Consider the following 12,097-nt stretch of genomic DNA (forward strand, 5'->3'; position numbering starts at 1 on the left):
TCCCGGTCGGCACGCCCGTCACGGCGCGGGGACTCAGGTGTGCGGCCCGTCACGACGGCTCGGGCACCCTCAGGCCGTTCCGACCGTCACCGCGAGCGTGCCGAGGCCGCCGCCGCCCGCGCCCCGCAGGGCGATCGAGCCGAAGGGTGTGCGCAGCCGCAGCCACGAACCGGCCGTGAGCAGCGCGACGGGGAAGCCGGGCGACGGGCGCAGGAAGCCCAGGGACTGGGCCGCGTGCACGGCGCGCAGCGGGAGTTCGGTGTCGCCGACCGTGCGGGACCAGATGTCGCGGCCGATCAGGTCGCGTTCCGCCCGGGTGCGGCGGTCCTCGGGCAGGGCCGTGTCGCGGGTCCTGAATTCCGTCACGGCGGCGGTGAGCGCGGTGTGCAGGCTCTCCGGCCCCGGGAGCCCGGGCCGTTCCCGCCAGCCGCCGCGCGGCGGCAGCACCCCGGTCCACGGCGGACCGGTGACGGGCGCCGGCAGGACGCCGGATCCGGCCGTTCCGTCCGGGTCCAGCGATTCGAGGAGTTCACCGGCCGAGACGGTGGTGTCGAAGTCGTGCGTGCCGGACAGCCGTGCCGTACGGATCGCGAGGACGTCGAACGACGGCGGCCGGCCGAACACCGCCAGTGCGCCGCCGCCCGCCTGGAGGCGGACGGCGGCGGCCCGGTCGTAGTGGAGCAGCCGGCCGAGGAAGGCGGCGAGATCCGCCGCCTCCCTCTCGTCGGCGAACTGCGGCGACCGCACGGGCACCGTCATGCGGCAGCCGGCTCCTGGTCCATGTACTCCTGGAGGAAGCGCTTCTCCTCGGCGGTGATCCGCCGGGGCCGCTCCTCGGCCAGGTCGTAGGGCACGACGATCGTCGACGCCCGTACGTAGACCTGCTCGGGGTCCTTGATCTCGTAGGCGATCGTCAGCGACGCGGCGCCTATCTTCGTGACCCAGGACTCGACGGTCACCGGCGCGTGCCGGTGGACCAGCGGGCGCACGTAGTCGATCTCGTGCCGGGCCACGACGGACCCGCCGGCGAAGGACGGCGAGCCGTCCCCCGGCGCCAGCCGGAACATGAAGTCGATGCGCGCCTCCTCCAGGTAGCGGAGGAAGACCACGTTGTTCACGTGGCCGAAGGCATCCATGTCCGACCAGCGCAGCGGGCAGCTGTAGATATGACGGGCCACGATCAGCCTCGCGTGAGCTTCTTGTACGTGGCACGGTGCGGGCGGGCCGCGTCCGCGCCGAGGCGCTCGACCTTGTTCTTCTCGTACGACTCGAAGTTGCCCTCGAACCAGTACCACTTGGAGTCGCCCTCGTACGCCAGGATGTGCGTGGCGACGCGGTCCAGGAACCAGCGGTCGTGGGAGATGACCACGGCCGCACCGGGGAACTCCAGCAGCGCGTTCTCGAGCGAGGACAGGGTCTCGACGTCGAGGTCGTTGGTGGGCTCGTCGAGGAGCAGCAGGTTGCCGCCCTCCTTGAGCGTCAGCGCCAGGTTGAGGCGGTTGCGCTCACCACCGGACAGGACACCGGCCGGCTTCTGCTGGTCCGGGCCCTTGAAGCCGAACGCGGAGACGTACGCCCGCGAGGGCATCTCGACCTGGCCGACGTTGATGTAGTCCAGCTCGTCCGACACGACGGCCCAGAGGGTCTTCTTCGGGTCGATGTTGGCGCGGGACTGGTCGACGTAGGAGATCTTGACCGTGTCGCCGACCTTGATGGCGCCGGAGTCCGGCGTCTCCAGGCCCTGGATCATCTTGAACAGCGTGGTCTTGCCCGCGCCGTTCGGACCGATGATGCCGACGATGCCGTTGCGCGGCAGCGTGAACGACAGGTCGTCGATGAGGACCTTGTCACCGAAGGCCTTCGAGAGGTTCTCGACCTCGACGACGATGGAACCGAGCCGCGGGCCCGGCGGGATCTGGATCTCCTCGAAGTCCAGCTTCCGCATCTTGTCCGCCTCGGCCGCCATCTCCTCGTAACGGGCGAGACGTGCCTTGGACTTGGTCTGGCGGCCCTTGGCGTTGGAGCGGACCCACTCCAGCTCTTCCTTGAGCCGCTTCTGGCGCTTCTCGTCCTTGCGGCCCTCGACCTTCAGGCGTGCCTGCTTCTTCTCCAGGTACGTGGAGTAGTTGCCCTCGTAGGCGATGGCGCGGCCGCGGTCGAGCTCGAGGATCCACTCGGCGACGTTGTTCAGGAAGTACCGGTCGTGGGTCACGGCGATGACGCAGCCCGCGTACTTCGAGAGGTGCTGCTCCAGCCAGTTCACCGACTCGGCGTCGAGGTGGTTGGTGGGCTCGTCGAGGAGGAGCAGGTCCGGGGCCTCGATGAGCAGCTTGCAGAGCGCGACGCGGCGCTTCTCGCCACCGGAGAGGTTGGTGACGGGCCAGTCGCCAGGCGGGCAGCCCAGGGCGTCCATGGCCTGCTCCAGCTGCGCGTCCAGGTCCCACGCGTTGGCGTGGTCCAGGTCCTCCTGGAGCTTGCCCATCTCGTCCATGAGCGCGTCGGAGTAGTCGGTCGCCATGAGCTCGGCGACCTCGTTGAAGCGCTTGAGCTTGCCCATGATCTCGGCGGCGCCGTCCTGGACGTTCTCCAGGACGGTCTTCGACTCGTCGAGCTTCGGCTCCTGCATGAGGATGCCGACGCTGAAACCGGGCGTGATGTACGCCTCGCCGTTGGACGGCTGCTCCAGGCCCGCCATGATCTTCAGCACCGTGGACTTACCGGCACCGTTGGGCCCCACGACACCGATCTTCGCGCCGGGCAGGAAGTTCAGGGTGACGTCGTCGAGAATCACCTTGTCGCCGTGCGCCTTGCGCGTCTTGCGCATGGTGTAGATGAACTCAGCCAAGAGAAACCGTCCGGCAGCAATAGAGGTGTGGGCAGATACACCCATCTTGCCTGACGTCCGTGCCCGGACGGAAACCAGTACCGGTCCCCGGTACGTGCCTCCCGGCCGTCCGGAACGCGACGGGGCCCGGTACGGAGGTCCGTACCGGGCCCTTCACCGGCGCGTTCTCACGAAGCGCCCGTGGTCACGTCAGTCACTCGCACCGGTCGTCACTGACCGCTGGTCTGCGGCTTCTTCCGGCGGAGCAGGAAGACCGCGCCGCCGCCGAGGACGACGAGGGCGATGGCGACACCCGCGATGACGGGGGTGGCGCTGGAGCCGCCGGTCGCGGCGAGGTCACCCTCGGCGCCGGTGGAGCTGGTGCCGGTCTGGGCGGGGACGGGCTCGGAACCACTCTGGGTCTCGGTCTCGTCATCCGGGACCGGGGTGCCGGCGGTCTCGCAGTCCAGGACGCCCTTGAAGTTCTTGCTGAAGCCGCCGGGGCCGGTGATCGTGAAGTCGTACGCCTGGTCCTCGGCGACGGGGATCGTCACGGTCCGGGTCTCACCCGCGGGGATGCTGTGCTTGGTGCCGGCGAGCTCGAAGGTGAAGGGCTCGTCGCCCTTGTTGCCCGCGGTGATGTCCACGCCGCCCTTGGCGCAGTTCTTCTCGGCGGTGAGCGCGGGGACGGCGCCCTTCTCGGCCCAGGTGGCGGTCGCCGCCGCGGTGACCGTGGACTCGCTGGAGCCGGCCAGGATCATCGTCTGGCTCTTGGTGACCCCTGCGAAGACCCGGCCGACGGGCACCGAGGTGGTGGCCTGGACGGTCAGCGAGGCGGAGCCGTCGGCGGCGTCCTCGGGGATGTCGAAGTAGAGGCCGGTGCCGTCGGCGGCCTCGGTGACGGGCTTGCCGTCCTTGTCGGTGACCGTGACCCCGCTGGCGGCGGCGTCGGCCGGCGGTGCCACGGAGACCTGGCCGGCGTCGGTGCGGACGGTGATCGGGCCGAGCCGCTCACCGGCCTTGCCGGACACCGCGGCCGGGTCCAGGGCCACGGATGCCTTGGGCTCCGCCACGTTCTCGGCCTTGCCCTCCAGCCAGTCGGCGAGCTTCTCCGCCTGCGCGTCGGAAGCCGTCACGTCGGCGTCGTCCGAGAAGCGCCAGATGGCGACCTGGGTGCCCGCCGCGGCGGTCTTCTCGGTGAGCGGGCCGGTGCCGGCCTCCTGGGCGAGCGCCGCGAGGTCGTCGACCTTCGGGTAGGAGTGGTCCAGGATCCAGCGGATCTTGCCGGCGTCGTCGTTGGCGCCGAGCGAGCTCTGGTCCCAGGGGGTCTCCAGGTACTTCGCCCGGTCCTGGGTGGGGTTGTGGATGTCGATGCAGTACGTCTTGAGCGTGCCGCCGCCGTCGACGGTCATCTCGAACAGTCCGGCGGGGAGCTCCTGGGTTTTGGACTCCTTGCCGTCCTTGCCCTCGATGCGGAGCACGGCGCGGTCGTAGGTCTTCAGCCCGTCCAGGACGGCGGTCGCGCCGCCCTGGTGCTGACCGGTCTCCTCCGCCGCCGCCGCCGTGGCGCCGACGAGCGTCCCGGCCGCGACGAGGCCGGAGGCCAGGATCGCGGCGGCCACCCGGGCGAGGCCGCGGCCCCGCCCGGAACGGCCCCGTTCCTGGTCGTGTCGGCGTCCCCCGCTCAGGCTCTGTATGGACTGCTCCGTCGTCGCCTTGGGCGACGAAGCGGTTGCTGAAGACACAGAAAACACAGAATTCCCCTCCGGGCGAGACCTTCACGCCTGGTTCACGTGTGGGAGGTGTCTCGCCAGCAAACTCAAGTGCCGCATGAGTACTGGGGAATCGTAAAGAGCGAGTGAAGGACAGTCCCCCGTCATGCCGTCAGATAAGCATTCCGAATCGCAATCGTTACCGATGGCTTCGGCGCGCCCGGGTGTTCAGGACACGGGAACCATGTCCGTGGCCGGTTTCTGACGATGTGCCGGAGCGGTCAGTGCCGGTTCGCCTCTGACCACCCGCCGGAACGCGGCCGTCCCCCTGGTCAGATCGTGTCCCACCGCCACCGCCTCGATGTCCACGGAGGTCTTCCACACCCCGTCCCGCTCCTCCTCGCGCACCTTCAAACGCCCGTGCACCAGCAGGGGTTCTCCGACGGCTACCGATCCGGAGAGGTTCGCCGCCAGGGTCCGCCAGGCCCGGACCGTGTAGAAGCTGGTGCGGCCGTCCGCCCAGATCTGCTTCTCGCGGTCCCACCGCCGGGGTGTCACCGCCATACGGAATCGCGCCATGGGTCCCGTCGCCGTCTCCCGGAAGTCCACCGGAGTCGCGGCATTTCCCACCAGCGTCACCCATGTGTCGTTCATTTCCCGCTCCCCGTTTCCGTCCTGCCGCCGGCCTGTTGTCCGGACTGCTGTCCGGCGTTTCGCCGGGCCCGTCACCAGGGCCGTTGTCAGGCCCGTCGCCAGGCCTTCCGTCCGACCCGGCTCCGGACCCCCGGGCGGGCAGCGCAGGGCATGGCCGCCTTGCCCGCCACGCCGTCCGCCACCGTGCCCTCGTGGTCCCGTGCGGACCACCGACATCCATGCTGGACGGAATCCGGGAATGCCGCTGGAGCCTGTGGACTACCGGCCGGTTGTGGAAAACTCCGTCACCGTCACGTACCGCTCCCGCACCTCGCGGTAGCGCGCCAGCTCCGCGGCGACCGGGTCGAGGACCCTGGCCCGGCCGCACCCGGCCGCCGTCTCGCGCAGCCGCCGCTCCGCCTCCTGCCCGTACCGGCGGGCGGGGCCGCGCGCCGCGGCCGCGCACGACCACTCCACGAGCGGTCCGCCGACGACTCCGGCCAGCATGAGAAGGGCCGGGGTGACCAGTCCGGGTTCGATCACACCGACGATCTGGCCGAGCAGCCACAGCCCGCCGAAGACCTGAAGCAGCGTCATCGAGACCTGTGCCAGCACCGCGGCGGGCCACCACGCGGGCCGCGGCGGCCTGGTGCCACGACCGCCGAGCGCCCCGGCGACGGGAGCGACGGCCCTTTCCGCGGGGCGGCCGGGACCACCCGCCGAGGCACCCTTCGTGTCCGGGGCCGCGGCGCCGGAGCCGGCGGTCGCCGTGCCGGAGCCCGCGGTCGCAGCCGCGCGCCCCCGGCCACCCACCGCCGCCTGCGCCTGCGCGTTGCGTGACAGCTCGTCCAGCGCCTCGGGCAGCCTCTTGGCCCCGTTGACCGCCGCCTCGCGCACGGCCTGTGCCCAGGGTGCGGGCAGCCCGTCGACGGCGTCGTCCGCCAGCTGCCGTACGGCCTGCTCCACCCGCTGCCTGGCGGTGAGTTCCTCCTCCGGCGGTGCGAGGGCCTGTGCCATGAGGTCCAGGCCGCCGCCGAGCTGCCGGGTGGACTCGTACCAGCGCCACAGCCTCAGCCACGGCGTCCCGCAGGCCCGCCCGGCGTTCCTGCGCCACTCGCGCTCCGCCGCCTCCCCTGCGGCCGACGCCCCCACCGCCTCGGCCAGCCGGTCGGCGAACTGCTCACGGGCCCGCTCGCCGAGCCCGGGGCGCCCTTCGGCGACGTACACGGGCCGCAGCCGTGCTGCCGCCGCGTCCACGTCGGCGGAGAGGCGGCGGGCCGCCGCCGTACGGCCCTGGACGAACCGGCCGAGCAGTTCGCGCAGATCGCCCACCCCGTGGCCGGTGAGCGCGGACAGGGGCATGACGGTGGCGCCGGGTTCCCCGTGCTCCCCCACCGCCATGCCGTCCTCGTCCAGCAGCCGGCGCAGGTCGTCGAGGACGAGGTCGGCGGCCTCACCGGGCAGCCGGTCGATCTGGTTGAGGACGACGAAGGTGATCTCGGCGTGCCCGGCGAGCGGCCGCAGATAGCGTTCGTGCAGGGCCGCGTCGGCGTACTTCTCCGGGTCGACGACCCAGATCACCGCGTCGACGAGCGCCAGCACCCGGTCCACCTGGTCCCGGTGGCCGGTCGCCGCCGAGTCGTGGTCGGGCAGATCCACGAGCACGAGCCCCTGCAGCGCCTCGTCGGTCTCCGTGCCCCCCTGTACCGGCCTGCGTCGCAGCCTGCCGGGAATGGCCAGCCGGTCCAGCAGTCCGGCGGCCCCGTCCGTCCAGCTGCAGGCGATCGGCGCGGACGTCGTCGGCCTGCGCAGTCCGGTGTCGGAGATCTGGACGCCCGCGAGCGCGTTGAAGAGGGTGGACTTCCCGCTTCCGGTGGCACCGGCGATGGCGACGACCGTGTGCCGGGAGGAGAGCCGCTGCCGGGCCGAGGCCTCGTCGAGCACCCGTCCGGCCTCGGCGAGGGTGTCACCGTCGAGCCTGGCCCTGGACAGCCCGACGAGCTCGCGCAGCGCGTCGAGGCGGGGCCGCAGGGGGCTGCCGGGCAGCCCGTACGCCTCCACCTGGGGGCGTACGTCGTCGTCACAGGGGCGTTTGGGCCGCGCCTCCCCCTGTACGGCGTCGGCGGCCCGCCGTGCGATGAGCCCGTCGTCCCAGCTGCGCCCCTGGGGCCCTTCGGTGCCTTCGGCCCGGTCGCGGTCGTGGTCGGTGACAGCGGTCATCGCTTCCGCCTCTCCTTCTGCAGTACGGACAGGGCGGCGATCAGTTCGGCCTGCGGTTCGGGGGCGACTTCGAGCGCGTCCAGCGGGGTGAGCCGGCGGTCGCGTTCGCCGTGCAGGACCTGGTCCAGGCAGCCGGCGAGGAGTGCCCCGCCCTTGTCGCGCAGCCGCAGCGCGCCCTGGGCGCCGATCCGTTCGGCGAGCTGTTCCCCGGCTCCCCGGGCGCGGCGCCCGCCGAGCAGGACGGCGGCCAGCAGCGCGGCCACCGTCTCGGCGTCGGGTGCGGCGTTGCGTTCCAGCAGCCGCGCCTCCTCCTCGGCCAGTTCCTCCAGGACCCGCCGCCAGCGCCTTACGGCCATCTCGATCCGGCCCTGGATGTCCTCGGCCGGTCCCCAGCCGCCGGCTTCCCGGCCGGCGTCCTCGTACCGGAAGTCCCCTGCGGCGGGCTCGCGCTGCCAGGTGGTGCGGATCTGTTCGTCGGCGGCGGCCACCGCGCACTGGAGCAGGGCGCCCAGGCTCTCCACGAGTGCGTCGAGCAGTTCGCCGGCGGTGCTGTAGAGCGGGTATCCGCGCCACCGGGTGCGTGCGGCCCCGGCGAGCACCGCACCGTTCTGGAGCCGCCGCCGGACGCGGGACGACTCGTTGCCGTACGCCTCCTCGACCACCCCCGTCAGCCGGACCGCCGCCGCGTACTGCGCGGCCACGGCCCCGGCCAGCTCGGGCATTCGTACGCCGAGCGAGTCGATGACCCCGGACGCCGTGCGCCCCACGGCCTGCTGACGGGCCGCCGGGTCCTGTGCGCGGTGGGTGAGCCAGGCGCGCAGCGGTGCGACGGCGGTGGTGGGCAGCAGGCCGCTGCCGCCGCCCGCGGACTCGGGCAGTTCGGGGATGGTGAAGCGGGGGACCTCGCCGAGCCCGGCCCGGGTGAGGAGGGCCGCGTACTGCCGCGAGACTTCGGCGATGACCTGGTGCGGCACCCGGTCCAGGACGGTGACCAGGGAGGCGTCGTACTCCTTGGCGGTACGCAGCAGGTGCCAGGGGACCGCGTCGGCGTACCGGGACGCGGTGGTCACCATGACCCAGATGTCGGCGGCGCAGATGAGCTCGGCGGCCAGGACCCTGTTGCGTACGACGAGCGAGTCGATGTCCGGGGCGTCCAGCAGCGCGAGCCCGCGGGGCAGGGTCGCCGCGGTCTCGACGCGCAGCACGGTGCCGTCCTGGTTGCCGTCCGCCCCCAGGTGGTCGAGCCCCTCCGGATCCTGCGCCTGCCCGGGCGGCAGCCACACCCTGGTCAGCTCGGGCAGTACGCGCACCCCGGCGAACCAGTGGTGGTCGTCGGGGTGGCAGACGAGCACCGGGGTCCGCGTGGTCGGGCGCAGGACTCCGGCCTCACTGACCCGGCACCCCACCAGCGAGTTGACGAGTGTCGACTTCCCCGCGCCGGTGGATCCGCCGATCACCGCGAGCAGTGGTGCCTCGGGATCCTTGAGCCGCGGGACGAGGTAGTCGTCGAGCTGGGCGAGCAGTTCGGTCCTCGTCTGCCGGGCGCGCGCGGCCCCCGGCAGAGGGAGTGGAAGACGCACGGCGGCGACACGGTCGCGCAGGGCGGAAAGTGCGTCGATGAGCTGGGGCCGTACATCCATGGTTACCACATGTGAAGAATGCCCAATTTTGGCGCCTTTTTGAAGCGTATAGGCCCCTCTGCGCGGCGGATCCGTCCCAGGGGACAGAGGGGACGAGTGGGGCGCAGGCATAACGAGTGCACAACACCCGGGACGCGAGGCGCCAAAAGCGGTGCATGAATCGCACCTACCTGCGATTATCGGTTCGCTTCACTGAACCTCCACATCGTGCCACGCAGGTGAAGCAACCGGGTCAAGGCGATCGGAGCCCTATCCTTGTCCCGGCAAGGTCACGGATGGCTTGATCCAGCGCCCTCCGGGCCACCGAGGCCGACACCGGCCCCCGTAGCTCAGTGGATAGAGCAGGCGCCTTCTAAGCGCTTGGCCGCAGGTTCGAGTCCTGCCGGGGGCACACATCCCGTACTACGCCGGACCCTCCTTCGGGAGGGTCTTTTTTCGCGGGCCACCGCACCGTAGCGAGGACGCCGTAGCGACCGCGTAAGCACCGGACCGTTCGCAGGTCACGGCGGGGCTGCCGCCGGGCGTCCGCTCCTCGCGATCGTGGGCCGACGGCCGCCCGCCGGTCCTCCCCCGCCGTCCGCGGTTGCCGCCCGGGTCGGCCGGCCCTGGGACCGCACGGCGGAGCCGCCTTCCGGAACACGGCCTGGGCCAAGCGCCTGCCCGATCCACCCCTGCCCGGTAGCCGCGGTCGGCTCGGTTCGACCTGCCGCACCGCTGCCCTTGCCGGGTTACTCGGTCGAAGGGGACGGCGTCCGTCGGAGAGGTGTGCCAGTTGGTGAGGATCGATTGCCGGGAATGAATTCCCCTTGTGGATCAGCGGTCGAGACCGAAGCCGTTCCGGCTTCTCGTTGCCTGCTTGACCACCATGAGGAGCTGTGGGCCGAGACGGCCCCCGCCGCCTTCGTTCCGAACGGCTCCGACGCAGAACCGGATACATGATCACGAGGTGGAACGCGCCGGCCGCCTACGGGACGTACGCAGCACCTGAAGCCGGCAGCGGCTCAGCCGCTCAGATCCCCGCGCTTGACCGCAGCTACGAACAACGACCAGCCGGCAGCGGGGAACACCAGCGCCGGACCGTGCGCGGCCTTGCTGTCGCGGACGGGGACGCCGCCGGGGTAGCCGTCCGAGACCTCGACGCATGCGCCTTCGCCGTTGTTGCTGTGACTCGACCGTCGCCACGCGTGCAGAGCGGATGCATCAGGAATCGCGTTCATCTTCATACTCTTTCAGGTAATCGCGAATCAGGTCGAGGGACTTCTCCACAGGGAGGGCCAAGGAGCGAGCCACGTCGAACCGCTGGGTCAGATCGAGTGTCCGCTTCGGCAACTCCGCCGTCTCGCCGGAACTGAAGCTCTCGATGAACGCCATCGTCCCGCCGTCCCGCAGCGTGAGCAAGGTCAGGCACCCTCCCATCATCGGGTGCGCACCCTCGGTGAACGGCAGTACCTGGACTGTGAGTTTCGGCCGCTCGGCAGCCCGCAGCAGGCATCGCAGCTGATCGGCCATCTGCTGGGGGCTGCCCACCGGCCGCTTGAGAGACGCTTCGTCCATGATCGCCCAATAGAATGGCGGTTCGGGCCGGTCGAGGATCCGCTGTCGTTTCATGCGGACGACCACCCGGTCGTGCAGCTTACTTTCGGGCTCCCCAGGAAGGGACGTGCGAAACAATTCGTGCGCATAGTCCTCTGTCTGCAACAACCCTGGGATGAGGCTGCTCGTAAAGACCTGGATTCGGTCCGCTTCGAGCTCTTTCCTCACGACCGCCCGGCCGTAGTCGGGAACCGAGCCGTCGTGCGCCATCTCCAGCAGATCGGCCAGCACCCCGTCCGAATCGAAGAACTGGTCCAGCGATGTCACCAGCGCCTCCGACGGGAGCTGGTCCCCCAGTTCGACGCGCCCCAGGTAACTATGCGAATAGCCGCCCACCTGTTCGGACAACTGTCGCAGTGAAAGTCCCCTCCGCTCACGCAGCCGGCGCAGCCGTCGTCCCAGCCTCACACGCGGTGTGACCTTGCCCGATTCCCCGTTCAACTCCACCTGGGCCGAACCCGCTTTCGCATAAATCGCTGTCCACTCAGGTCTTTTGGTGACAGCTGGGACATGCCACCAGTCTGCCCGAGCGGGCAAGGTGGGACCGCCGAAAGAACAGAAACCCCCGCGACGTTTGCAGACGTCCGGGGGCGCGGCCGAAGCACTTGAAGAGGAGTCCCCGGCAATGCCGAAGTTTATCGCGCGTCTCATCCGACCGCTGTGTGACGTCCTGTTTCCTCCGGACGGCGAATCCGGCCCGGACGGCGGCCCGGCCACCGTCGTGTTCCGCCCCTCGGTCGTATTCGTCCACGCATGCCACTCCGGCCTGACCAGCCGGCACAGCGCCTTGTTTCTGCCCTACCCCCGGGGCGAGTTCGAGCGCTGGGAGCGCGCCCGGCAGCGGCTGGCTCTGTGGGACGCCGAGGCGTCGGCCTGATGGGCTCCCACATCGAGCCGGTGGTCCTGCGCTGGAGCCGGCACCCGCGCTGCGTCGCCCTGGCGCGACTGGAGTTGCGTAAGGCGCTGGCCCGTTGGGGTCTGGGTGCCCTGGAGGACTCGGCAACACTCGTGCTGTCGGAGCTGCTCACCAACGCGGGGCGTCACGCAAGGGTTTCACCGGGGAGGGAGATCGAGACCCGTTACGTCCCGGCCCCGGGCGGCCTCCGTATCGAGGTGCACGACGCGTCGTCCGTACCACCCGTGCGGCGCGCAACGGCCGATGACGCCCAGGACGGGCGGGGACTCACTCTCGTCGACGCGCTCGCCGACAGCTGGGGCACAGACGGACGGGCAGGGCCCGGGAAGGTGGTGTGGGCAGAGCTCAGCCTGTCGCCACGCTGAGCCCCGCGCGGTTCACAGGGCGTGCGGTCGGGCCAGGGTCTGCGCCGGCTCGTCCCCGACCGCGCGTCCGGCACGGTCCGCGTCGCCCGGCGTGACGGCGTCCGCCGGTACGGCGTGCCCCTGGGCGGTGGAGTGTAAGGACGAGGCGCATGGCCGGCCGGGCGCTGCCGACCGGCCGTCCGGCACTCGCGGTG

At 71.0% G+C, this 12,097-nt stretch carries 11 protein-coding genes and 1 tRNA gene; 3 read left to right on the plus strand and 9 right to left on the minus strand.

The genetic code is table 11. The annotated features are described in order from the left end of the window. Positions 1-69 precede the first annotated feature (69 nt). From ACFWVP_RS31240 to ACFWVP_RS31270, 7 genes are all read right to left on the minus strand, one after another. Positions 70-759, minus strand: a complete 690-nt coding sequence (locus tag ACFWVP_RS31240) for a hypothetical protein (protein WP_384501341.1) — start codon at positions 757-759, stop codon at positions 70-72. Beyond that, a complete protein-coding gene (locus tag ACFWVP_RS31245) occupies positions 756-1,178 on the minus strand; it encodes an acyl-CoA thioesterase (RefSeq protein WP_384501342.1) in 423 nt (140 codons plus the stop codon). The genes ACFWVP_RS31240 and ACFWVP_RS31245 overlap by 4 nt, the downstream gene beginning before the upstream one ends. Before the next feature lie 2 nt (positions 1,179-1,180). After that, complete coding sequence (ettA, locus tag ACFWVP_RS31250; protein ID WP_384501343.1) at positions 1,181-2,845, minus strand: energy-dependent translational throttle protein EttA; 1,665 nt, start codon at positions 2,843-2,845, stop codon at positions 1,181-1,183. A gap of 209 nt (positions 2,846-3,054) precedes the next feature. Continuing rightward, positions 3,055-4,521 carry a Cys-Gln thioester bond-forming surface protein gene (locus ACFWVP_RS31255; RefSeq protein WP_384501367.1) on the minus strand — a complete coding sequence of 489 codons (1,467 nt, stop codon included), beginning with the start codon at positions 4,519-4,521 and terminating at the stop codon, positions 3,055-3,057. Positions 4,522-4,764: 243 nt separating this feature from the next. Beyond that, complete coding sequence (locus ACFWVP_RS31260; RefSeq protein WP_384501344.1) at positions 4,765-5,190, minus strand: single-stranded DNA-binding protein; 426 nt, start codon at positions 5,188-5,190, stop codon at positions 4,765-4,767. A gap of 258 nt (positions 5,191-5,448) precedes the next feature. Continuing rightward, entirely contained in the window at positions 5,449-7,389 is a 1,941-nt protein-coding gene (locus ACFWVP_RS31265; RefSeq protein WP_384501345.1) for a GTPase, read from the minus strand. Further along, a complete protein-coding gene (locus ACFWVP_RS31270; RefSeq protein ID WP_384501346.1) occupies positions 7,386-9,029 on the minus strand; it encodes a dynamin family protein in 1,644 nt (547 codons plus the stop codon). The genes ACFWVP_RS31265 and ACFWVP_RS31270 overlap by 4 nt, the downstream gene beginning before the upstream one ends. 318 nt (positions 9,030-9,347) lie before the next feature. Here ACFWVP_RS31270 and ACFWVP_RS31275 point away from each other — a divergent pair. Further along, a tRNA-Arg gene (locus tag ACFWVP_RS31275) sits at positions 9,348-9,420 on the plus strand. 610 nt (positions 9,421-10,030) lie between these two features. Here ACFWVP_RS31275 and ACFWVP_RS31280 read toward each other — a convergent pair. Next, entirely contained in the window at positions 10,031-10,252 is a 222-nt protein-coding gene (locus ACFWVP_RS31280; RefSeq protein ID WP_384501347.1) for a DUF397 domain-containing protein, read from the minus strand. Next, positions 10,230-11,069 carry a DUF5753 domain-containing protein gene (locus ACFWVP_RS31285; protein WP_384501348.1) on the minus strand — a complete coding sequence of 280 codons (840 nt, stop codon included), beginning with the start codon at positions 11,067-11,069 and terminating at the stop codon, positions 10,230-10,232. The genes ACFWVP_RS31280 and ACFWVP_RS31285 overlap by 23 nt, the downstream gene beginning before the upstream one ends. Positions 11,070-11,247: 178 nt before the next feature. Between ACFWVP_RS31285 and ACFWVP_RS31290 the strand changes: the two genes are divergently transcribed. Both ACFWVP_RS31290 and ACFWVP_RS31295 read left to right on the plus strand, forming a co-directional pair. Next, the gene (locus ACFWVP_RS31290) at positions 11,248-11,499 is read left to right on the plus strand and encodes a hypothetical protein (protein ID WP_384501349.1); all 252 of its coding nucleotides are present in this window, start codon (positions 11,248-11,250) and stop codon (positions 11,497-11,499) included. Beyond that, entirely contained in the window at positions 11,499-11,903 is a 405-nt protein-coding gene (locus tag ACFWVP_RS31295) for an ATP-binding protein (protein ID WP_384501350.1), read from the plus strand. The genes ACFWVP_RS31290 and ACFWVP_RS31295 overlap by 1 nt, the downstream gene beginning before the upstream one ends. The last annotated feature ends 194 nt before the right edge of the window (positions 11,904-12,097 follow it).

The sequence above is a fragment of the Streptomyces sp. NPDC058637 genome, assembly GCF_042717325.1.
GTDB lineage: Bacteria > Actinomycetota > Actinomycetes > Streptomycetales > Streptomycetaceae > Streptomyces.